The sequence below is a fragment of the Corallococcus terminator genome, from assembly GCF_049194865.1.
Lineage (GTDB): Bacteria > Myxococcota > Myxococcia > Myxococcales > Myxococcaceae > Myxococcus > Myxococcus terminator_A.
The window spans coordinates 182,978-205,592 of the sequence record NZ_JBLZWL010000129.1 but is presented as its reverse complement, the minus strand read 5'-3'; the positions used below and the strand labels follow the sequence as shown (position 1 = coordinate 205,592).

Annotated in this window: 19 protein-coding genes; 6 read left to right on the top strand and 13 right to left on the bottom strand. The window is 69.3% G+C overall.

Going from position 1 to position 22,615, the window contains the following annotated elements:
• Positions 1-12 precede the first annotated feature (12 nt).
• From ACN469_RS38705 to ACN469_RS38695, 3 genes are all read right to left on the bottom strand, one after another.
• Complete coding sequence (locus ACN469_RS38705; protein WP_498776555.1) at positions 13-1,215, bottom strand: RICIN domain-containing protein; 1,203 nt, start codon at positions 1,213-1,215, stop codon at positions 13-15.
• An 84-nt stretch (positions 1,216-1,299) separates the two neighbouring features.
• Positions 1,300-4,587, bottom strand: coding sequence for an RCC1 domain-containing protein (locus ACN469_RS38700; protein ID WP_498776554.1), 3,288 nt, complete (start codon positions 4,585-4,587; stop codon positions 1,300-1,302).
• A gap of 286 nt (positions 4,588-4,873) precedes the next feature.
• Complete coding sequence (locus tag ACN469_RS38695) at positions 4,874-6,238, bottom strand: hypothetical protein (protein WP_498776553.1); 1,365 nt, start codon at positions 6,236-6,238, stop codon at positions 4,874-4,876.
• Between the two features lie 256 nt (positions 6,239-6,494).
• Between ACN469_RS38695 and nagA the strand changes: the two genes are divergently transcribed.
• Entirely contained in the window at positions 6,495-7,658 is a 1,164-nt protein-coding gene (gene nagA, locus ACN469_RS38690; RefSeq protein ID WP_498776552.1) for an N-acetylglucosamine-6-phosphate deacetylase, read from the top strand.
• Between the two features lie 358 nt (positions 7,659-8,016).
• Here the strand turns inward: nagA and ACN469_RS38685 are convergent, their stop codons facing one another.
• Positions 8,017-8,484: an NUDIX hydrolase gene (locus tag ACN469_RS38685; protein WP_498776550.1), complete on the bottom strand. Its 468-nt coding sequence runs from the start codon at positions 8,482-8,484 to the stop codon at positions 8,017-8,019.
• Positions 8,485-8,964: 480 nt separating this feature from the next.
• On the opposite strand from ACN469_RS38685, the gene ACN469_RS38680 reads away from it, so the two are divergent.
• Complete coding sequence (locus ACN469_RS38680) at positions 8,965-10,992, top strand: glycosyl hydrolase family 18 protein (RefSeq protein ID WP_498776548.1); 2,028 nt, start codon at positions 8,965-8,967, stop codon at positions 10,990-10,992.
• A gap of 153 nt (positions 10,993-11,145) precedes the next feature.
• On the opposite strand, the gene modC is transcribed toward ACN469_RS38680, so the two are convergent.
• From modC to modA, 3 genes are read right to left on the bottom strand one after another with little or no spacing between them, the layout of a single operon-like run.
• Positions 11,146-12,198, bottom strand: a complete 1,053-nt coding sequence (modC, locus tag ACN469_RS38675) for a molybdenum ABC transporter ATP-binding protein (RefSeq protein WP_498776547.1) — start codon at positions 12,196-12,198, stop codon at positions 11,146-11,148.
• Positions 12,199-12,212: 14 nt separating this feature from the next.
• On the bottom strand, positions 12,213-12,890 hold the full coding sequence (gene modB, locus ACN469_RS38670; protein ID WP_498776545.1) for a molybdate ABC transporter permease subunit: 678 nt from the start codon (positions 12,888-12,890) through the stop codon (positions 12,213-12,215).
• Positions 12,887-13,648 carry a molybdate ABC transporter substrate-binding protein gene (gene modA, locus ACN469_RS38665; RefSeq protein ID WP_498776543.1) on the bottom strand — a complete coding sequence of 254 codons (762 nt, stop codon included), beginning with the start codon at positions 13,646-13,648 and terminating at the stop codon, positions 12,887-12,889. Before modA ends, modB begins: the two co-directional genes overlap by 4 nt.
• 118 nt (positions 13,649-13,766) lie before the next feature.
• Here modA and ACN469_RS38660 point away from each other — a divergent pair, with 118 nt between their 5' ends.
• Together ACN469_RS38660 and ACN469_RS38655 are read left to right on the top strand one after the other, a co-directional pair.
• A complete protein-coding gene (locus tag ACN469_RS38660; RefSeq protein ID WP_498776541.1) occupies positions 13,767-14,279 on the top strand; it encodes a MarR family winged helix-turn-helix transcriptional regulator in 513 nt (170 codons plus the stop codon).
• A gap of 164 nt (positions 14,280-14,443) precedes the next feature.
• On the top strand, positions 14,444-15,979 hold the full coding sequence (locus tag ACN469_RS38655) for a trypsin-like peptidase domain-containing protein (protein WP_498776539.1): 1,536 nt from the start codon (positions 14,444-14,446) through the stop codon (positions 15,977-15,979).
• Here the strand turns inward: ACN469_RS38655 and ACN469_RS38650 are convergent.
• Positions 15,960-16,622, bottom strand: a complete 663-nt coding sequence (locus ACN469_RS38650; RefSeq protein ID WP_498776537.1) for a YdcF family protein — start codon at positions 16,620-16,622, stop codon at positions 15,960-15,962. The genes ACN469_RS38655 and ACN469_RS38650 overlap by 20 nt on opposite strands.
• A gap of 43 nt (positions 16,623-16,665) precedes the next feature.
• Positions 16,666-18,066, bottom strand: coding sequence for a hypothetical protein (locus ACN469_RS38645; RefSeq protein ID WP_498776535.1), 1,401 nt, complete (start codon positions 18,064-18,066; stop codon positions 16,666-16,668).
• A gap of 157 nt (positions 18,067-18,223) precedes the next feature.
• Between ACN469_RS38645 and ACN469_RS38640 the strand changes: the two genes are divergently transcribed.
• Together ACN469_RS38640 and ACN469_RS38635 are read left to right on the top strand one after the other, a co-directional pair.
• Complete coding sequence (locus ACN469_RS38640; protein WP_498776533.1) at positions 18,224-18,607, top strand: hypothetical protein; 384 nt, start codon at positions 18,224-18,226, stop codon at positions 18,605-18,607.
• 111 nt (positions 18,608-18,718) lie between these two features.
• Complete coding sequence (locus ACN469_RS38635) at positions 18,719-19,270, top strand: hypothetical protein (protein ID WP_498776531.1); 552 nt, start codon at positions 18,719-18,721, stop codon at positions 19,268-19,270.
• On the opposite strand, the gene ACN469_RS38630 is transcribed toward ACN469_RS38635, so the two are convergent.
• From ACN469_RS38630 to ACN469_RS38615, 4 genes are all read right to left on the bottom strand, one after another.
• Positions 19,249-20,103: an endonuclease/exonuclease/phosphatase family protein gene (locus tag ACN469_RS38630; protein WP_498776530.1), complete on the bottom strand. Its 855-nt coding sequence runs from the start codon at positions 20,101-20,103 to the stop codon at positions 19,249-19,251. The genes ACN469_RS38635 and ACN469_RS38630 overlap by 22 nt on opposite strands.
• 84 nt (positions 20,104-20,187) lie before the next feature.
• Positions 20,188-20,814, bottom strand: a complete 627-nt coding sequence (locus ACN469_RS38625; protein WP_498776528.1) for an MXAN_6652 family MXYO-CTERM-anchored protein — start codon at positions 20,812-20,814, stop codon at positions 20,188-20,190.
• A 167-nt stretch (positions 20,815-20,981) separates the two neighbouring features.
• Positions 20,982-21,446: a hypothetical protein gene (locus ACN469_RS38620; RefSeq protein ID WP_498776526.1), complete on the bottom strand. Its 465-nt coding sequence runs from the start codon at positions 21,444-21,446 to the stop codon at positions 20,982-20,984.
• A 177-nt stretch (positions 21,447-21,623) separates the two neighbouring features.
• Positions 21,624-21,998, bottom strand: a complete 375-nt coding sequence (locus tag ACN469_RS38615) for a DUSAM domain-containing protein (protein ID WP_498776524.1) — start codon at positions 21,996-21,998, stop codon at positions 21,624-21,626.
• Positions 21,999-22,615: the final 617 nt, after the last annotated feature.

Below are 22,615 nucleotides of genomic sequence, written 5' to 3'. Positions count from 1 at the left end.
CCTGGCTCACTGCTAATCCCCCACAGGGCGCTCGGAGGTCACCTTCCACAGCTGCCCCGAGTCACTGCAGACTGTCTTGGCGAGGATGGGGATGTTGTTGGCCTTGCTGTCATTGACGATGCCCAGAGACAGCGCGTCGCCCTGCGCCTGGGTCGTCAGCCGGTAGATGCCGTTGGGCTCCGGAATCAGCTTCCATCGCTGCTCCGGGACAGCCGCCGTTTTGACGAGGAGGGGGCGATTGCCGGCCGTGTTGGCCAGGGACAGGCTGGTCCCACGCCACTGGGTCGTCAGTCGGTAGAAGCCGTTGGCCTCCGGAGTCAGCTTCCACATCTGCCCCGAGAGCTTGCCCGTCCTGGCGAGGATGGGCACGTTGTTGGCCTTGTCGTCATAGAGAATGTCCAGCGACATGCCCTCGCCTTGCCACAGGGTCGTCAACCGGTAGTAGCAGCGGGCATCGAAGGCGGCGGACACAGGCGGTGTCGTGGGCGGGGCGGGTGTCGTGGTCGTGGTCAACTGCCACACCTGCTGGAGCAGCGCGAGCATGCCCGGGTCGTGCTTGCCCAGGTCTTCACGCGTGAAGGGATAGAAGTCGTTGCGGCCGAAGAGCGCCTCCGAGGTCTCCGCGAAGAACTCCCAATCGTCGAGCATGGCATAGGCAGGCTCGAACGTGATGGGCTGGTCGGGCCCACGCCTGCGCTCCACGCAGTCGTAGCTCCTGTTTGCAATCGCGCGCGCATAGGCAGCCTTGATGTCGGCGCGCTCACCGAGCACACGGTCGTAATAGGCATGGGCGAGCTCGTGGAGCACGAACACGGGCATCCGCCGGGTTTCCTTCTCGAAGATGAGGACATTCGAGAACTCGATGCTCTTCAGCATCGCCATGTTGCGACCAAGCTGCCTCAGCCAGGCTTCGCCAGCATGGTACCGAGCCGCATCCGGCGCGTCGGGATAGGGCGGCGACAGCCACAGCGTCACCTTGCGGAGCTGAGCCACGGGGCCCGCGGGGACGATTCGGACGACCTCCTTGAGCTGCGCCGACAGGAGCACCAGGGCCTTGTCCGTCAGGGGCTTGTTCGCCGCCGCCAGCAGGCGGTCATCGATGCGAACCGTCCAGCCCTCCAGGGTCTGGGTCTGGTAGGTGGGCACGGGGCTGGCCGCGGAGGCGACGCAAGCGAATACCAGGGCGGCCAGGAGGGGCCATTTTGGAGAACGCATGCCTCATCCTACGCCTCGTGTGGCAGGTAGCGCCCACCCTCCACCGCACATGCGCGATGATTGCCCGAGAAAGGGATGGGCGTCTCACCAGACCTGGATCGGCGTCAGCCTGCTGGACGGGATGCCATTGCCAAGCTGGCCGTAGAGGTTGTCTCCGAAGCTCTTCAGCACTCCGTCCGCCGAAACGGCGAGGGAATGGGTGGACGCAGCCAGGATGTCCACGGCAGACATCAACCCCGGCACCTGGGTGGGCGATTGTCGTTGGATGACGGTGCCATCCCCCAACTGCCCCGTGGTGTTGCGGCCCCAAGCCCAGACAGTGCCATCCGCCCTCACCGCCAGCGAGTGGTTGCCCCCGGTCTTCGCGCCCTTGACGCCCGAGAGGGCGGGGACCTGCGTGGGAACCAGTCGGGTGGAGGTCGAGCCATCTCCCAACTGGCCATAGAGGTTCGAACCCCAAGCCCAGACAGTGCCATCGAACTTCACCGCGAGCGAGTGAGCGGTGCCCCCGGACAGGGACACCCCGCCGGTGAAGCCCGCGAGTTGCGTGGGCACCAGCCGGCCCGTGGTGGTGCCATCTCCCAGTTGGCCGGAGCTGTTGGCCCCCCAGGTCCAAGCGGTGCCATCCGCCTTCAGCGCCAGCGAGTGAGAGGTGCCTGCGGCCAGGGACACCACGCCGATGAGGCCCGAGACCTGCGTGGGCACCAGCCGGCCCGTGGTGTTGCCATTTCCCAGCTGGCCATTGGCGTTGCGGCCCCAGGCCCAGACGGTGCCATCCGCCTTCAGCGCCAACGAGTGGGAGCCACCCGAGGCCAGGGACACCACGTCGGTGAGGCCCGGGACTTGCGTGGGCACCAGTCGGTGGGTGGTGGTGCCATCTCCCAGTTGGCCCTGGTTGTTGGAGCCCCATCCCCAGACGGTGCCATCGAACTTCAATGCGAGTGAGTGGGCAGTACCCGCCACCAACGACTCCACGTCGGAGAGGTTGGCGACCTGCGCGGGCAACGGTCGGTCGGTGTTTGTGCCATCTCCCAGTTGGCCAGCGTTGTTGGCCCCCCAGGCCCAGACCGTGCCGTCCGATTTTCGAGCCAAGGAATGCGAGCCGCCCGCCAGACTGCGACCGCCACTGAATGAGACGACGGCCGGAGAGGGATTTGTCCCTGACGAGCCGTCGCCCAACTGGCCCTGATAGTTCCAGCCCCAGGCCCAGGCGGTGCCGTCCGCTTTCATCGCCAGCGAGTGGGAGTCGCCCGCCACCAGGGACACCACGCCAGTGAGCCCCGATAGCTGGATGGGTATCGATCGGCTGATGAGGGTGCCATCGCCGAGCTGACCCGCGTTGTTGAGGCCCCAACCCCAGACGGTGCCGTCCTCCTTCAGCGCGAGCGAGTGAGAGGTGCCCGCGGCCAGGGACACCACGCCGGTGAGACCGAGTACCTGCGTGGGCACCAGGCATCGGGTGGTCGTCCCATTCCCCAGTTGGGCATAGAGGTTGTCACCCCAGGCCCAGACGGTACCGTCCCCCTTCAGCGCCAGGGAGTGGCCGTAGCCCAGGGCCAGGGACACCACGCCCGTGAGGCCCACGACCTGCGTGGGCACCTGTCGGTTGGTGAGGGTGCCGTCCCCCAGTTGGCCATTGCCGTTGTCACCCCAGGCCCAGACAGTGCCGTCCCCTTTCAGCGCGGCCGAGTGGTTGTGGCCCGCCTCCAGGGCCGCCACGCCAGTGAGGCTCGCGACCTGTGTGGGCACCAGCCGGCGGATGAGGGTGCCGTCGCCGAGTTGGCCGTAGGAGTTGCTCCCCCAAGCCCAGACGGTGCCGTCCCCCTTCAGCGCCAGCGAATGGTTGTTGCCTCCGGACAGGGACGCCACACCGGTGAGGCCCGCGACCTGCGTGGGCGCCAGCCGGGTGGTGGTGGTGCCATCCCCCAGTTGACCACCAACGTTGAACCCCCAGGTCCAGACGGTGCCGTCCGACGTCAGTGCCAGCGAGTGCGAGAAGCCCGCGGCCAGGGCCGCTCCGCCAGCGAGGCCTGGGACCTGCGTGGGCACCAATCGATTCGTGGTGGTGCCGTCGCCCAGTTGGCCCACGTCGTTGATGCCCCAAGCCCAGGCGCTGCCATCGGGCTTCAGTGCCAGTGAATGCGCGGCCCCCGAGGCCCCCGTTGTCCGCTCGACCAGACCCAGCGTCCGCCTGGGCAGGGAACTGAGGGCGGTGGAGCCATCTCCCAACTGTCCCTCCACGTTCTGGCCCCACGTCCACACATCGCCGCTCACCAGCAATGCAACCGAGTGCTGACCGCTGCCCGCCGCCACCGCCACCACGCTGGTCAGCCCCACCACCTGCACGGGCAGCAGCCTCGACTCCAGCGTCCCATCGCCAAGCTGGCCTCGCGGGTTCGCCCCCCACGCCCAGGTCGTCCCATTCGACTTCAGCGCGAGCGAGTGCACCTCCGCCGCCAGCACACCGTCCACGCCCCCCAAGCCCGGCACCTGTTGCGGCGTGGAGCGGAAGGCCGTCGTCGTGCCGTCGCCCAACTGGCCGTAGGCGTTGGCACCCCACGCCCACACCGTGCCATCCGCCTTCCGGACCAGAGAGTGATTGCTGCCCGCCGACAGCCCCGTCACGTTTCCAAGGCCCGGGACTGGGGCGGGGAGTGCCCGGTAGGCGGGCGTGGCGTCGCCCAGTTGTCCATTGGCGTTGCTGCCCCAGGACCACACCGCCCCGCTGGCGTCGAGCGCGAGCGAGTGCGCATTGCCTGCGGCAATCGCCGTAATCGATGGCAGGCCTTGCACCTGCACGGGCAGCAGGCGTTGCGTGGTGGTGCCGTCCCCCAACCGCCCCGTGCCATTGCTGCCCCAGGCCCACACGGTGCCGTCCGCCTTCAGCACCAGCGAGTGCGAGAAGCCCGCGGCCACTTTCACGACCTCCACCAGCGAAGACACCCGCGCTGGCGTCTGGCGCCTCGTGGTGGTGCCGTCGCCCAACTGGCCGTAGACGTTGCTGCCCCAGGTCCACACGGTGCCATCCGACTTCAACGCCAGGGAGTGCATGTCACCGGCGCCCACGGCGCTGATGTTCCACAAGCCCCAGGTCCGGACGGGCACACGTTGGTCCTGGAGACTGCCGTTGCCCAACTGGCCGTGGGCGTTGTCACCCCAGGCCCAGACAGTCCCATCGGAGCGCACGACGAGCGTGTGGTTGCGACCGGCGGCCACGAGCCCCAGGCGGCTGGCCGTCTCGGCGGCTCTCGCTGTGCCCAGGCTCTCCTCCGGCGACGAAGTGCCCGCCTGACAGCCGGAGGCGCCCAGGACCACGAACAAGAGCCAGACGGCCTTCCATGCGACGCCCGTGTTTCGGCGGTGTGGCGCCATTGACATCCCCCCAGTGCAAGGACTTCACACACGAGCACGACAGGGTTCTCGGAATAAAGACAAATTCCGCGGTGGTATCCGTGACTCAATGTCACACGGCGGGTGACGCCGCCCTGGTTGGACAACCTCGAGGACAGGGAGGCTCCTGGCAGTAGAGCCCGACTGATACTGTTTGAGCAGATTTGCGTCTCTCCCCCTGGCCTCGCACCCACGATGAACGTCACCCAGCAGGACAGGGCCTCCTTCGGACCCGGCGGTTGCTGCTGACGCGAGGAGGTGCCGCGCGCTACTGGAGCCGCAACCGCTGGATGAGTTGCTTCGCGCTGAACGGCGACGTCGAGGTGTCGACGTCCGCGTCCCCCGTGAGGGAGACCTCGCCCGTGGGGTGGTACGTCAGCTCCCACGCAGCGCCGTGGTAGGGCCCGATTCCCGCGCCCCAGAGGCGACTTCCCGCCGGGGAGTAGAGCCCGAGGACTCCATCTGTCCCGCCGAACTGGACCTCGGGCGGCGGACACGTGGCGTCGCACGCACCCAACACCGCGATGCCGAGCGGGCCCGTGGAGACATCCTTCAGCCAGGCACCCACCAGCGACATCCAGCGCTCCTCGCCGGTGAGCGAGTACACGGCGATGTTGCCGCGCCCCCAGATGCCACCCGCGTAGTCCTGCCCCTTGAAGCGCATGGTCCCCGAGAAGCTGCCCACCGCGACGACATCGTCACCGAGCGCGGCGACGGAGTAGAAGCCACCCGTGGCGCTGGGGTACTCGCGGAACCAGCGGTGCGGACCATTCCGGGCGAACTTGGACACGAAGGCCACCCGGTCCGGCCCGCGATTGAAGACATAGCGCCACCCCACGACCACGACTCCATCGTCCGAGGAGGTCTTCAGGTCCATGACCTCCACGCGGTCACCCCTGCCACCAATCGCGCGGTCGAAGACGTAGTCGCCATTCGCGGCGAACTTCGCGATGTAGCCCTGCCACCCCGGGACCTCCAGCACCCACCGGACGCCACCGCCCACGTTGCAGTTCAAGCCCACCTGGCCTCCGAGCCACACCGCGCCCTGCGAGTCGACCGCGACGGCGCGGATGCCCAGCTCGTCACACAGGGCGTGCCGCCACAGCAGCGTCCCCGATGGAGAGAACTTCGCCACGAAGGAGCGTCTGCCCAGCGCGCCATCCCCCAGGTCCATCGTCTCCGGCGCATGGCCCGCCATCAGGATGTTGTCGGCGGCGTCCACCACCAGGTCTGGGAACGAATAGAAGTCGGACTCGGCCGGCTGGAGCTGCGCCACGGGCCAGTCGAAGACCTTGCGCCAGAGTTCCTGTCCAGAGGGATTCAGCTTGAGCAGCTCCAGCGTGCGCTGGGAGCCGTTGCGCCAGTAGCTCGCCAGCGTGAGCACGTTGCCCCCGCTGTCCCGCGCGATTCGCGAGGAGCGCGTGTTGCCGCGATAAATCATGCCCGTGTCCAACACCTGCCACGCGCGCACGCTCGGCGGACCCACGGCCTCCTGGGCTGCCATGGGGCGTCCCACGCCGTCTCCGTGCGTGTCGGGCGTCACGCCCTCCTCGGGCAGCCCGCAGCCCGAGAGCACCACCCAGCCCAGCAGGACCGCGCCGAGCGTGACTGTCTTCGTTCGGAAACTCAGCATCACCTGACTCCTCTTCCATTCACGGGGGCACGCGTCGGCGCGCGCTCAGCGAAGGCGCACCACCGAGTTGTGAGGCACGCGTCGGGAAACAACCCCCGGACCCGGGACTCAGGCGTCGGGTTGTTCAATCCCAGGCGTCACCCAGTTGCCCGCATCCGCCCCACCTGGCAGGCGAGCGTCCTTTCCGTCCATTCAGCGAGCACCACCGCGGGGCTCATGGTGGTATCCAGCGGGCTCGACCCATGGAGGCCACGAGATGACGCAGGTCCTGCTGGGCGCCCGCGTGTTCACCGGAGAGCGCTTTCTCGACGGGCACGCGGTGGTGCTCGACGGCGAGCGCATCGTCGCGGTGGTCCCCCGCGAGGAAACCCCCGTGGGCATCACTCCGCGCGCGCTGCCTTCAGGGACGCTGCTCGTCCCGGGCTTCATCGACCTCCAGGTCAACGGCGCGGGCGGCGTCCTGTTCAACGAGTCCCCCACCGTCGACGCGGCGCTCGCCATCGCCGCGACGATGCGGCGCACGGGCACCACGGGCCTGCTCCCCACCTTCATCACCGACGCCCCCGACCTCACCACCCGCGCCTGCGCCGCCGCGTCGGAGGCGATGTCGCGCCCCCACGGTGGCGTGCTCGGCATCCACCTGGAAGGCCCCTTCATCAGCCCCGAGCGCCCCGGTGTCCACGCGCCGCGCTACATCCGTCAGCCAGAGCCGAGCGACCTCGCGTCCCTCACCACGCTCGCGGCACACCTGTCCCGCGCGGGCGGACGACTGCTGATGACCCTGGCCCCGGAGCGCGTGGAGGACTCCTTCCTGCGACGCCTCAGTGACGCTGGCGCGCTCCTCTTCGCGGGCCACACCACGGCGAGCTTCGAGCGCGCCCTGGAGTCCGTCGCGGCCGGCGTGCGCGGCTTCACGCACCTGTTCAACGCGATGCCCCCGGTGCTGGGCCGCCAACCCGGCCCCGTGCAGGCGGGCTTCTGCGCCGACGAAGCGTGGTGCAGCGTCATCGTCGACGGCCACCACGTCCACCCCGCGAACCTTCGCCAGCTCTTGAAGGCCAAGCCCCCCGGCAAAGTGCTCCTCGTCACGGACGCCATGCCACCCGTGGGAACCCACGAGTCCACCTTCACGCTGTATGGCCACACCATCCTGCGCCAGGACGGTCGGCTCGTGACGGAGGACGGAACGCTGGCGGGCGCGGATATCGATATGGCAGCGGCGGTGCGCAACTGCCTCCGCCTGCTGGGCCTCCCTCTAGAGGAGGCACTGCGAATGGCGTCCCTCTATCCAGCCCAGGCGCTCGGAGTGGAGAGGCGACTGGGCAGGCTCGCCGCCGGATACCGAGCCGACCTCACCCTGCTGCGCGAGGACCTCTCCGTGCAGGCCACGTGGGTGGGTGGAAACGAACAGTGGCACTGAGGCCGTGACGAACAGCGCTTCCGGTGAGTCCACAGAGCCGCGGCGCGGCTGCTCGCGGGAGGCAGGGCTGCTGGCCCTGGGGGAGTTCGCCCTGGAGGTGGGAGCGCTCAGGCGAGCCCGTCCTACGGCAGCTTCTTCGGGAGCATCCGGGACGGTGGGAGTCCAGCGACGGCTTCTTCCAAGTCTCTGGCTCGATAGAAGCCCGGGGCGCCTCGCGGGCAAGGGAAGGGATGAACAGGTGGTCCTCCTCCGTCTCCAGGCCCTCGCGCTCCGCGAGTCGGACCAGCGCCAACCCTTCGATGAAGAAAGGGGCTCCGATGGCAGCTCCGTCTCTGACACGCAGGGCCACCAGCTCCGTTCAGGCTTCTTCGTCGGGGAGGAGCGTCCGGAGAAGCTCGTCGTCAGGGCCGAGTGGATGCCAGCCAGCGGGGGGAGGGTTGGCGAGAAGCGCATCCCCTGCCCGATCAACCCGCGCCCTGTGGGTTACTGGGGTGTAGGCGAACCACGACCCGAGCCCCATCGCAACCTCTCCACGGGTTGCATCGTCCAGCACGTCCGGCCAGCCATTCGGGAACCTCTCGGCCAACTCGCGCACGAGGACGTCACGAACCAAGCGCGTGACCTGCTTGCGCTGCTCCGCCTCGTACATCAAGCCGCTTAGAATCTGCACGGCAGCAACGTCGTTGCCCAACTCGTCAGCCAGGACGTACAGCGGAACGGCAGGGCGCGCATCGGCAAAGGCCATGAGTGAGCCGAAGCCCCGTTCACGAACCCTCTCGTACAGGCGTGCCTTGATGTCGCCCCGCCAAGCTCCTCCACCACTCATCGTCCTCTCCCAGAAGTGAAGTTCATGGGGATTCGATAGTCCCGCATATGCCTCGCGACTTCCTTCAAGATCCCATCCCGCGTCAACAACCGGCCGGCTCTCGTCTCAGCCTGGAGTAGCGCATCCATGATCATCCGGTTCCACTCACCGGGCTGCGGCACAGCCCTGGCACCTGGCAGGCTGGCGCGCTCCGCTGTCGAGGCCGACGAACTGGCAGTGGCTCGGTGCAGCCCGTGCGACGCTCCTGTGCTGGCACCTCGACGCGGTGAGGCCATGACAGGCAAGCATCGCTTCCGGTGAGTGCGTGTTCTTCCATCCACACCGTCCACCGCAAAGCCTCACACCCATTTCTCCTGGAAATGCTGCGAGGCATTAACCCGGAAAAATAGGTCCAAGCCTCCTTCCTGGAAACGAGTTCCCGAGCTGACCCCGCGTGGACGACGCGAGGGGCGCCCTGGGCTCGCACCGAGGAGAGCAAGCATGCGTCGCAGCAAGTGGTTCATTGGACTGATGGTCACAGCCCTGTCCGCTGGCGGTTGCGGACAAGACGTTTCCTCCTCGCAGGGCGAGGGCCCTGGCAGCGTGATGAAGGCCCCGCTCGCCTCGGAGTGGGCGGTGGGCGTCGCCTATTCGGTGGGCACGCAGGTCACCTATGGCGGCCGGCTCTACCAGTGCCGTCAGCCCCACACGTCGCAGTCGGACTGGACGCCTCCGGCCGTCGCGTCCCTGTGGCTGGACCTGGGGCCGGCGGGAGGTGGTGACACCACCGCACCCACCGTCACGCTGAGCGCCAGCACCGCGCGCATCACCGCGCCGGGCTCGCTCACGCTGACGGCCACCGCCACCGACAACGTCGGCGTGTCCCGAGTGGAGTTGCTGGAGAACGGCGTCGTCGTCTCCACGGGCAACAGCTTCACGCGCAACTTCTCTGGCTCCGCGCAGAACGGCACGTACAACTACATCTTCCGGGCCTTCGACGCGGCCGGCAACGTGGGCACCCGGGAGGTCCCCGTCACGGTCGCCATCACCGTCCAGGGTGACACCACCGCGCCCACCGTCACGCTGAACGCCAGCGCCACGAACATCACCGCCGCGGGCTCCGTCACGCTGACGGCCACGGCCTCGGACAACGTGGGCGTGTCCCGCGTGGAGCTGCTGGAGAACGGCACCGTCGTCTCCACGGGCAACAGCTTCACGCGCAGCTTCTCCAGCTCCGCGCAGAACGGCTCCTACAACTACATCTTCCGGGCCTTCGACGCGGCCGGCAACGTAGGCACGCGGGAGGTCCCCGTCACGGTGGCGATTCCCGGTGGCAACACGAGCAAGCGCATCGTGGGGTACTTCACCCAGTGGGGCATCTACGGCCGCAACTACCAGGTCTCCAACATCCCCGCGGCCAAGCTGACGCACATCAACTACGCGTTCTCCAACATCTCCGCGGATGGCAAGTGCGTCCTCGGTGATGTGTTCGCGGACATCGACAAGGGCGGCGGCTGGACGGGCGAGTGGGACCCGGGGCAGCTGCGCGGCAACTTCCGCGCCTTCAAGGAGCTGAAGCGGACGCAGACGCACCTCAAGGTACTCATCTCCGTCGGTGGCTGGACGTGGTCGAAGTACTTCTCGCAGGTGGCCGCCACCGCGGCGTCCCGCACGGCGTTCGTGAAGTCCTGCGTCGACATGTTCATCAAGGGCCAGTACCCCGGCGTGGACGCGGTGAATGGCGTCGGCGTCTTCGACGGCATCGACATCGACTGGGAGTACCCGGTGGGCGGCGGCCTGCCCGGCAACACCAACAACCCGGCGGACAAGCAGAACTACACGGCGCTGATGGCGGAGTTCCGCAGCCAGCTCAGCGCGGTGACGGCGCAGACGGGCAAGCCGTACCTGCTCACCATCGCCACGGGCGCATCGCCGGCCCTGCTCGCCAACCAGCAGGAGACGAAGAACCTGTCCAACATCCTCGATTGGATCAACGTGATGGCCTACGACTATCACGGCTCCTTCGAGAGCACGGTCAACTTCCACTCGGCGCTCAACCGCGTGACGAATGACCCGGGCGCGAGCGCGGGCTTCTACACGGATGGCTCGGTGGCGAAGATGCTCGAGCTGGGCGTCGCTCCGAACAAGATTGTCGTCGGCGTTCCGTTCTACGGCCGTGGCTGGGGCGGCGTGCCGAACGTGAACAACGGCCTGTTCCAGAATGGCGTGCCCACGCGCGGCACCTGGGATGATGGCCAATCCGGACTGACGGGCGTGTTCGACTACAAGGACGTGAAGGCCAACTACGAGCGCGCGGGCTCCGGGTACTCCAAGTTCACCCACCCCGAGGCGAAGCAGGCCTACGTCTACAGCCCGTCCACCCAGGTGTGGATTGCGTATGACGACCCGCAGACGCTCCACGCGAAGTCGGACTACATCATCAGCAAGAGCCTGGGCGGCGCGATGTTCTGGGAGCTGAGCGGCGACGACGGCACCCTGCTCGACGTCCTCTACCAGCGCCTGCACTGAGCATGTCCGTCTGATGTGACGGCCCGCTTCCAGGGGACGGGACACCAGGTCCGGTGTCTCGTCTCCCTGGGCGTGCAGGTCGTTGTGGGCAAGGCGGACCCGAGCCCGGCGAGCGCCTCGACATGCCTCCCGTGAACAACCGAGCGCTGGCGCTCACCGCAACCGACGACACGCGGCGGTCTTCACCGCCAGATACACACGGACTCCTGGGGCCACGCCCAGCTCACGCACCGAGGCCTCGGTGAGTCGCACCACCCAGCGCACGCCTTCGACCTCCACCGTGGCCGCGGCCTCCCCTGCCCCCGCGCCCTCCACGCCCACCACGGTGCCCACCAGTACGTTGCGCGCGGACACGCCCGACAGCGGCCCCATGGACAGGAGGATGTCCTCGGCCGGCACCGCGTAGGCCGCGCGCGCGCCTGGTGGCAGCTCCGGCGCGTCGGGGACCCAGAGCGACAGGCCCTCCGTCACCCGCAACCGCGTGCCACCTTCGGACGGCCGCTCCAGCACGCCTTCGAGGATGTTCTCCTCGCCCTCGGACTCCGAGGCCAGCAGTCCGCGCGCGGACGCACCGAGCACCTCGGACGCGGGCCCCGCCGCGCGCACGCGCCCGTCCTCCAGCAACAGGGCCTCCTTCGCGAGCACCCGCGCCTCGCCAAGCTGGTGCGTCACGTACAGCATCGGCACACGCGCTTCGTCCCGCACGCGCAGGAGGTATGGCAGCACGCGCTCCTTCAGCGTCACGTCCAGCGCGGCCAGCGGCTCGTCGAGCAACAGCAGCGCCGGGTCCGTCGCCAGCGCTCGCGCCAGGGCCACGCGCTGCTTCTCCCCTCCCGACAGCGTGGCCGGGTAGCGATGCAGCAGCGGCCCCAGCTCGAGCAGCGCCACGGCCTCCTCGACGCGCGACGGCCTGCCCGCTCGCGCGCCATAGCGCACGTTCTGCTCCGCGGTGAGGTGAGGAAAGAGCAGCGCGTCCTGCGGCACGTACCCCATGCGCCGAGCCTCCGGCGCCAGGTCCACGCGCGCCGCGCTGTCCAGCAGCACGCGTCCTCCCACCACGACTCGACCGCGCGCGCCGCGTCGAAGCCCCGCGAGAATCTCCAGCAGCGACGTCTTCCCTGAGCCCGAGCGGCCCAGCACCGCCACCGACGCGCCCTCCAGCCGCACGTCCACCTCCAGCGCGAAGCGCGCCAGCGGCAAGCGCACGGACAGCTCCAGACTCAAGCGCGCACCCGCCGTCCCCGCCAGCGCGTCAGCCCCTCCGTGGCGTACACCGCCACGAAGGCCAGCAACGCCGCGATGCCCGCCAACTGGAGGGCCCGCGCGTCCTGCCCCAGCTGCGTGTGCTGGAAGATGGCGAGCGACAGCGTCTGCGTGCGCCCGGGAATGTTCCCCGCCACCAGCACCGTCGCGCCGAACTCGCCCAGCGCGCGGGAGAACGCCAGGAGCGCGCCCACCGCCACCCCGCGCCACGCCAGCGGCAGCGTCACCCGGAAGAACGCTCGCGCCCGCGAGTCCCCCAGCGTGCGCGCCACCGCCACCAGCCTCGGGTCCACCTCCTCGAAGCCCGAGCGCGCCGAGCGCACCAGCAACGGGAACGCCATCACCGCGCTGGCCAGCACCACCGCCCCGGGCGTGAAGACCACCTCCACGCCCACCGCATCCAACAGGCGCCCCAGCGGACCGTTGCGGCCCAGCAGCTCCAGCAGCACCAGGCCCACTGCCGTCGGAGGCAACACCAACGGCAACGCGAGCACCGTGTCCACGAGGCCTCGCCCCGGGCCTCGCCAGCGCGCCAGCGCGTACGCCGCCGCCACGCCGGGCGGGAGGATGATGAGCGTGGCCACCGCCGCCACCGTCACCGTGAAGAGCACCAGCCCCGTCGTGTCGTCCGTCACTTCGCGGGCTTCCCGGCATCCGGCGCGAGCACGATGAAGCCATGTCGTCGGAAGGCCGCTCGCGCGGGCTCGGACTGGAGGAAGCGCACGAAGGCCCTACCCACCTCGGGCGCCTTGCCCTTCGTCAGCGCCGCCACCGGGTAGACGATGCGCGGCGCGTCCGTCTCGGACACCTCGAAGGCCACCCTCACCTTCTTCGATTGCGCCGCATCTGTCGCATACACCACACCGGCGTCCACCCGGCCCGCCTCCACCGCCGACAGCGCGGCCCGCACATCCAGTGCTGGCACGACGCGGGGCTCCAGCTCCTTCCACAGCCCCACCTTCTCCAGCCACGCCTTCGCGTACACCCCCGCGGGGACGATGGCCGGGTCCGCCAACACCAGCCGCTTCAACCCCTTCAGCGACTCGGGCCCGGCGAGCTTCCGCTTCGAATCCACCGGAACCACCACCACCAACCGGTTGGACAACAGGTCGGCGCGCGTCCCGGGTTGCACCAGACCCGCTTGCTGGACGGCCTCCATCCTCGCCACGTCCGCCGAGAGGAAGGCGTCCGCCGGAGCTCCCGCAATCGCCTGACGTGCCAGGTCTCCGGATGAGCCCAGGGCCACCACCACCGAATGGCCGGTGGCCGCCGTGAAGGCGGGACGCAATTCTTGCAGCACGTCCGTGGTGCTGGCGGCGGCGAAGACGAGCCCTTCCTCCGCGTTCGCGGCCCCTACCAGGAGCATCAGGGTCAGCACGCACAGCCTGGACATGGTACGCACTCCTGTACGCTCCTCTTGCTCCCTACACCGGGGGGCGCATTGTCCGCACGGCTGCCCACGCCGTGACAACGGGTTGACCCGTGGGGCCCTGCCCGCTAAGCCATACTCCGTGTCACGGAATATCCACCCTAAAGAGGATGAGGACATCTCGGCGGACGTGCTGAAGCTCCAGCAGCTTCTGCTCGCGCTGGGTCGGCGCCGTTCGCTCCGTGACCCCATCGCCAGCACCTGCGAACAGCTCCAGTTCACGCCCCCGCAGGTGCATGCGCTGCTCTGGCTCGGCCAGGACGGCTCGCTCACGATGGGCGAGCTTGCTCGCCGACTGGGCGTCACCGAGAAGACCGTCACGGGGCTCGTCGACCGGCTGGAGCGCGAGGGCCACCTGCTGCGTGAGCGCAGCGCGGCCGACCGCCGCGTGGTCCGCTGTCGCCTCACGCCCGATGGCATGCAGACCTACCAGCGGCTCGAGCGCTTCATGACCCAGGGCATGGGCCAGCTGCTCTCCATCCTCGATGGCGTGGACCGCAAGGCGCTCTTCCGCATCCTGGAGAAGCTGCTGCGCCGCATCGACACGCTGGGGCCTCCGAGTGCCGCGGTGACGGCACGTGAGCGCTCGGCCTGAAGCTCGTGGAGCGGGCGAGCAAGTCCCGCTCCCTCGTGCCTTCTCCCACGAGGGGCACCACCTCAAGTGACACGTGTCGTCCTCCGCGCCGGCACGGCCCGGCGCATCCGACGGACGACTTCCGCACCATGGCAGCGCGGCGTTGATGCGAGGGGAGGAACGCGATGAAGGGAAGCAGACGCGCGGTCGCCGTGGGCCTGGTCCTGACGCTCGCGGGCTGCCGCCGCGGGCAGGATGAAGCACAGCCCGCTCCCACTCAGCAGGAGCCCGCCGCGCCCTCGTCCGAGGTGAATCCGGACAGCGCGCCCCCCGCGAAGCAGCCGATGCCACCGGACATGCGCGGGGCGCTCGCGTCCATCGCGCCGCTGGTGGAGTCGGTGAAGTCCGCCGTCGTCAACGTGGAGGTGCGCGAGGCCACACCCGCGCGCAGCTCCCGTCGGGGCTCTCCCTGGAATGGTGGAGGACCGCGCTCACCGTTCGGCGGAGGCATGCCCGGCATGCCGTTTGGCGCTCCCTTCGATGACCCGCGTGAGGAAGGGCCGCGCCAGGGGCTGGGCTCGGGCTTCGTCATCGACGCCCGGGGGTTGGTGCTCACCAACAACCACGTGGTGGCGGATGCCACGGAGATACGCGTTCAGTTTCCCGACGGGCGCGAGCTGGCCGCGAAGGTGCTGGGCACGGACCCGCTCACGGACGTGGCGGTGCTCCAGCTCCAGGGCGACGTGAAGGGGCTTCCGGTGGTGAAGCTGGGGGACTCGGATGCGCTGCGCGTGGGGGACTGGGTGGTGGCCATCGGCAACCCCTTCGGGCTCGCCTCCAGCGTCAGCCTGGGCATCCTCTCCGCCAAGGCCCGTGACATCCAGGTGGGGCCGTTCGACGACTTCCTCCAGACGGACGCCGCCATCAACCCGGGCAACTCCGGCGGGCCGCTGTTCAACCTCCACGGCGAGGTGGTGGGCATCAACACCGCCATCATCGGCCAGGGGTCCGGCATCGGCTTCGCCGTGCCCAGCTCGCTCGTGAAGGAGCTGCTGCCGCAGTTGGAGAAGGATGGCGCCGTCACGCGGGGCTGGCTCGGGGTCGCCGTGCAGGATTTGACGCCGGACCTGGGCGGCGCGCTGGGCGTGACCAACGCGGAGGGCGCCATCGTCACCGAGGTGAACGAGGGCACACCGGCCGCCGAGGCGGGCCTGAAGCCGGATGACATCATCGTCACGGCGGGGGGACGCCCCATCGCCTCGGGGCGCGCGCTCACTCGCGCGGTGGCGCTCAAGGCGCCGGGCTCCGAGCTGCCGCTCACCGTCTATCGAGGTGGGAAGAAGACGGAGCTGAAGGCGACGCTGGGCACGCGGCCGGATTTGGAGGGCGTGGCCCGACGCAAGCCTCCGGAGGAGCACGCGGAGCCGCCGCATCAGCGCGTGGGGTTGAGCCTGTCGGACATGGACCCGAGGCTCTCGCGTGCGCAGGAGTTGCCACGCGCGGGTGCGCTGGTGACGGACGTGGTGCCGGGCTCCAGCGCCGAGCGCTCCGGGCTGGTGCCGGGCATGGTGGTGGTGGAGGCGGACGGTCAGCCGGTGCGCCGTGCGACGGACCTGGCGCGCGTGCTGAAGGAATCCGAGCCGGGCAAGTCCGTGCTGCTGCGCGTGGCCGTGCCCGGAGGTCGACGCGAGCTGCGCGCGCTCACCGCTCCGGAGTCGTGACGGGCGGCCCCGAGTCCGCCGGAGCTCGGGCCCACAACACGCGCGGGTGCAGCAACAACGCGATGGCCTCGCGCACCGTCCAATAGAAGCGGTCCACCCAGTGCAGGTTGCGCTCGGTCTCCAGCGCGGGGCTCGTGCTCACCTCGAAGCCATTGAGCCGGAAGTACTGTCGCGCGCGCAGCAGGTGGTACGGGTCGGAGACCACCACCACGCGCCGCGCGCCCAAGCCGCGCAGCAGCTTCGCCGTCAGCCGCGCGTTGTCATCCGTCGAGTGGCTCTCCTCCTCCAGCACGCACGCCTCCTCGGGGACACCCAACCGCGTCGCGAGCGCGAGCATCGCCCGTGCTTCGGAGGGTGGATGCACGCCCACGCCTCCGGAGAAGACGAGCCGGGGCGCCACGCCACGCTGGTACAGCTCCACCGCCTTCTCCGTGCGCGCTCGCAGCGCACCGGACGGGACACCTCCCGCCAGCACACGCGCGCCCAGCACCACCACGGCGTCGGAGGGCTCCACGCGCTCGCGCTGCCCGAAGCGGTCCACCACCCATGCCAGGCCGAACACGCCGCACGTCACCACGCCCACGGACACCACGAGGAGTCGGCGCGCGCGTCCGGGCCGCGCTCTCAGCGAAGTTGGAGGCACGCGCCCCACGTTATCCGCGAGCCGTCCACCCCGCCGACTTTCCTCAGGGCTCGAAGCCACCGAGGAACAGCTCCCGCCCTCCGCCGCCGGGCCCACTCAGCACCCCCGTCCCGAAATCCACCGCGGAGAGCTGCGCGCCCAGCAACGCGCTCGTGCCCTTCCTCGACGACGAGACGAAGAAGCGCGCATCGGAGGGACCTCCGCCCTCTGACGGCGCCATGGCGAAGCCCCGCGCCCAGCTCAAGGCGCCGTCCACGCGGTCCAGCTTCACCAGGAAGAGATTGAAGGTGCTGTCTGGCGCGCCGACCACGGGCCCCGCGCCCAGGTCGTCACCGTGCGCGTAGCGCCCCACCACCGTCACTCCGTCGTCCTCGTCCATCGAGATGCCCAGGCCCTCGAAGCCGAAGGCTCGCAGCCAGAGCGGTGTGCCCTCCCGGTCGAACGCGGCCACGAAGGCCTCGCTGCCCCCTGGCTCCACCTCGTGCGTCTCCTCCTCGAAGGTGAGCGGCGCGGAGAACCCGCCCGTCACCAGCACGCGATTGCCATGCACCGCCACCCCGGTGGCCCCGCCGGCCCCCGTGTCGAGCCGCCGCTCCCACTGCTGTCGCCCCCGAGCGTCCAGCTTGACGAGGAACGGCTGCGAGTCGAGCGTCACCGGAGAGCGCGGCGGGTGCAGCAACCCCGTGACGTAGAGCTGGCCCTCCGGGTCCGCCGCCACGCCCGAGGCCTCTCCAGGCTCCTCGTGCGCATACGTCCACAGGTAGCCGCCCTTCGCGTCCACCTTCACCAGCGCGGGCACTCCACCGAGCTTCACGTCGGGCAGCGTGCCCGCCAGCACCACGTTGCCCAGCAGGTCCACCTCCACGCGCCGGAGGACGAAGTCGGGCGAGACGCCGAGCGCCCCCAGGCTCCGGGCCCACAGGAAGTCTCCGTCGCGCCCCAGCTTGAGCAGGAAGCGCCCCGCTGACAGGGGCCCACCGCCGAGGTCCGCGCCCGCTGGATTGCGACCCGCGACGAGGACCTGCCCGCGCGAGCTGACGGTGACTGTCTCCACGTAGCCCGGCAGGGAGAGGGACCACAGCCGCTCGCCGCCCGTGCCGTACTTCGCCACCGTGAACCGCTGGGACGCGGGAGCAGCCGAGCCCGCCGTCACCAGCAGCGGCCCGAAGAGGTCCGCCACCGCGTCGTCCGAGTTCAGGGCCACCACCACGTTGCCGCGCGAGTCGTGCGCGAGCCCTGCGGCGCTCTCTCGTCCCGCGCCGACCAGCGAGCGCAGCCAGCGCGTCCGTCCCGTCAGCGTCCTCGCCTTCACGGGGCTCGCGACAGTTGGAGGCGCCTCCTCCACGACGGAGGGACTCGGAGCCACCTCCTCGGGCCGCTCGCAAGCCACGGCCAGCAACACCCACGCCCAGCAGGCTCCCCAGCCCCGCGCCCCATGAAGCATTGCGTCGTGCCCCCACCCGCCCCATCGACCCGTGGAATCTCGAGGAAGCGACGGCAGGGTGGGGATGCGACGGAGCAGGCGCGAGGTGCCCTCAGGTCCGAGAAGACGGCACGCCTCTGGACGGCGAGCCCATGCGTGGGCTCCAATCCGCCGGGTGATGACCCAGGATGATGTGACGAAGGTGCTGGCCGACGTGGAGCTGGTGCCGTGCGCGGAGATGGCGCTGGCGGACGCCCGGCGGCTGGTGGAGGCCTGTCTGGAGGCGGACGTCCCCGCGCTGGTACATCGCGAGGCGTGCGCGAAGACCGGGTGCAGCCCGAAGTTTCAGGTGCTGGTGCGCCCCGAGGACGGCTTGCGCGTGGCGACGCTGCTCCAGCAACGTTGGATGGACAGCATCCAGCGCGAAGGCGTGCTGGCGGACGGTGCCTCGCCCTTCGTGCTGCCCGCGACGGAGGAGGGTGAGCCGCCCTGCCCCGCCTGCGGCACCGTGGCGCCCCTGGTCGAGGGTGCCTGCGCCGACTGCGGCCTTCAGCTCGAATAGCAGGCGAGCGTCGCCTGCGCGCGACGCTGTCGCACCCTATCCTTCCCGGGGAAGCCGGGACGGAGTCCCCCGAGCGCGGCCCCGCGCGGGGTCTGGCGGTGGAGGACACGGATGGAAGTCAAAGGCGTGGCGTTCCTGGCTCGGCAACAGATGACGTTGCAGTCCCACGGTGAGCAGGCGTGGAAGGACTTCATCGCGGACATCAAGAAGCGCGAGCCCGTCTTCACGCTGCCCATCCTCCCCGTCACGCGAATCCCCGTGGACGCGTTCCTGCGGTTCAACGAGGAGCTGCTCCAGCGCTTCTACGCGGGAGACCCCAACGCGTGGTGGCAGTTCGGCATCAAGTCCGCCGAGTACGCGCTGGGCCAGGGTCAGCTCAAGGCGATGTTCAGCCCCGGTGACTTCCGCCGCTTTCTCTTCTTCACGCCCGGCATCTGGAAGGGCTACTTCACCGAGGGCGAGCTGGAGGTGCTGCCGGGCCAAGGCCACACGGACCTGCACATCATCAAGGTGCCCAAGCCGCACGTGTACTTCGAGCTGTCGGTGATGGGCTTCGCGTGGGGCGGCCTGACGGTGCTCGGCGCGAAGGGCCTGAAGCACGAGGTCCTCAAGGGCTACACCCGGGGAGACCCGGACGTGCTCTACCGCTTCAACGTGAGCTGACCTTCCGCGTCGGCGGGAGGAAGCACGTCCAGCCGCAGGTCCGCGACGACGGGGTAGTGGTCCGACGCGGAGACCTTCAACACGCGGCTGGCCACGGGCGTGAAGGCCCCGCAGGCCAGCACGTAGTCGATGCGCAGCGTGGGCAGGAACAGGGGCATCGGGTAGGTGCCCCTGGCTCCGCCGGTGGCGGCGACGACGTCGCGCAAGTCACGGCGCAAGAGGCGCACCGAGTGCGAGTCCGGGTCGTCGTTGAGGTCACCCAGGAGCAGTCGCGGCCGGGAGTCCTGGGCGAGCAGTCGGGCCACGTACGCGCTCTGGCGCAGGCGCGTGGCGTTGTTGAAGGGGCGGCGGATGAGGTGCGTGAGGTAGACGCTCACCTCGCGGCCATCCACTGACACCACGGCGTGCGCGAGCGTGCGCGGCTCCGAGCCCGAGGGCACGGGCAGCGGGTACTGCGCGAGGGACTCCAGCGGGAAGCGCGACAGGATGGCGAGGCCATAGGCGCCGCCGTGCAGGTCCGTGGTGCGGAAGTGGGCGCGGTGGGGCAGGCCGGTGAGGCGGGAGAGGGCCTCCACCTGGTCGATGCCACCAGCGCGCGTGGAGCCGACGTCGACTTCCTGGAGCGCGACGAGGTCCGGCACGGACGCGCGGATGACGCGAGCCACGCCGTCCAGGCCCCGGGCACCGGACTGGATGTTGAAGGTCATCACCCGCAGCGTCCCAGGCTCGCGTTGCACGGCGGCGAGCGGAACTTCCGGGGGGATGAGGCCTGAGCCCGTCGCACACGCGAGCGGCCCCAGCAGGAGCAGCAGGGAGAGGAGGCGGAGGTGCATGGTGAGCAGGGGCGCGAGGATACGCCGCGCTCTTGCTCACTGTCTCTCCGCCCCCCGGTGCCTGACTGAGGAGCAGCCGACCGCTTACGCGTCGCGGCGGCGCAGGCGCGCGCCGAGCAGCATCAGCACGGCGCCCAGCAGGGGCGCGCCACCGGCCGCGGCGCAGCCACCGCCGTCGTCCTCACCACCGCCGCCGCCGCCGCCGTCGCCGACCTTCACCTTGAGCGTGGTGACGGCGGACGCGTCACCGGTGTCCTCGGTGTTGCCGTTGGTCGAGTTGCCCGCGCCGAACAGGGTGAGCGTGGTGGCGGTGGACGGAGCGACGAGGGTGAAGTCGAAGCGCACGGTGCCGCTGGTGAAGGCCTTGGGCTGGGTGTGGGTGAGCTCGCCGGAGACCTTCTTCGAGCCGGAGCCGGCGGTGAGGGTGGCCGTGCCATCCGTGGCCACGTTGAAGCCGCCGCGAATGGCGGGGCCCCCGGTGATGACGAGCGCGTAGGTGCCCGTCTGGCCGGGCTCGAGGGACGAAGGGCCCTCGATGGTGACGGTGGGCGTGGCGCCGCTGACCGAGTGGCACGTCGAGCTCGCGCACGTCAGCGCGCTGTCCTTGCCGCTGTAGCCCGTCTGGCCGGTGGAGTAGGCGAAGGCGGAGCCGGAGACGAGACACGCCGTCAGCGCACCAGCCACTCCGAGAGACGGAAGAAACGACCGCATGAAGCCTCCAGGGGGAACACCCAAGGAAAAATGGAGAGCACTTCATAGCGCGACGCGCCAACGCTTCCCAGCATCCCCCAGGGTGTCACGCGTGCGTTGCATCCACGCGAGACGACTCCAGATTCCCGGTAGAAAAAGGGTCGGCGGCGACCCGCGAGGCAGCTGGCTCACGGGTGATACGGGTAGCGCTCCACGCGTCCTTCAGGAGAGACCGCGTACAGCTCGAACCAGTCGGTCTCGAGTTGAACGCCGGGGCCAAATCCCGGGCACTGGTCCACGCGTCGGTTGACACGAACGAAGTACCACCCGTCCTTGCGCGCGACGAGCACCTCCAAGGAGCGAGGAGAGAACGCACACGAGCGCTCGGCCTCCTTGGGAAAGCGCTTCAGCACCTGCGTCAGCACGGAGTGCGCGGCGAGGACCGCGGAGCCATCCAGGGTGGCCAACGGCTGAAGCTCTTCATCAGGCCAGGGGATGGCGGACCCGGCGTCGAGCCCCGCATTTGCCCGCTCGGGTCCTGGCGCAACGACGCGGACTCCCGCGTCCAGCCCCACGGCATCCTCTCGCGGAGGAAGCGCGCCGCCATCCGCCAGCAGCGAGACGACCAGGATGACAAGCTGCGGGTTGGGCATGGCGCACCTTCTACGGACGCGGCGATGAAGAACAGTCCGGCAAGACTCCCTGATGCAAGAAGGAGCTGGGCGGACGCGGACGATAGGTGGCCTCGAACCGCCAGCGACGGGCCGCATCATCCCATGCGAACACCTCGCCCACTTGATCCCAATCAAGAGCGTCAGGAGCCCGGTCAGCTACGGGTCGTCCAGCGCCTCCAGGTGCGTCTGGGCGATTGCTCGATAGTGGGGCACAACCTCAACCGAGAGCACATCCAAGAACGGCTGGCGTGCACCGTCCGTGTCGCCAGCGTCCTGGCGATTGGCCGAGTCGACGATGGCGCGCGACAAGCGCCGCGACCCAACGCGGATGCGGCTGGCAACCTCATCCAGCAACGCAGCGGCGCTTTGCACCTGTTGTAGTGCCCGCTCAGCTTCATCTGGGGGAATGGCCACCTGCGGAGCGGTGCGCCGGAGGATTGCCCTCGTCTCGTCAGTGAGCGTGAACGGCTGTCCTTCGGAAGTACGGCGCGCGAGGTTCCGAACGTCGTCCCATTTCAAGTCTTCTGACAATTGTGCCTCCTATCGCGCGTGGCAGGTGTCGAACGGCCATTCGTGTTGGCCTTCGCAGTTGCGGAAGCAGGCGTAACAATCCCCAACCCAGCGCGGCTTCTTTTGGGATTTGCATCGGACATAGGTATCGATGCAGTGCTGTCTCCACCCATCATCCGGGTCGTCGCCCGCAGCGCTGGTGGCGAGGGTTGCTGCAGTAGTTGCCCCGGCTGCGAGGATGGCAGTCGCCTCGGAGGCGGTAAGGCCACAGGCAGCCGGGTTGCCAAGGTTCGACTGGAGGCAACACGTCTCGCTGTCCATGCAGGTGGGCCCAGCGGTCGCACAGTGCAAGGAGAGCACAGCGCCAAGCGCGGCGAAGCTGGCGGATTTCCTCGCGGCCATGGAGGGAGAACCTACCCGGCACACGGGCCACCTCACACCCCAGGCTCCACCCCGAGCAAGCACAGGTAGGCTTACCTGCCACCCCTCTTCACCCGAGTCGTGCTCGGAGAATGAAAACGGGCCAGGCGCTCAGCCCCCGAGCCAGCGGAACGACGCGCGCAGTGTCGCGCGCACCCTGCTCCTGCACGTCTCCGTGAGACACCACCACCTGCTTCGTGTCCCAGGCGAACCCCCGC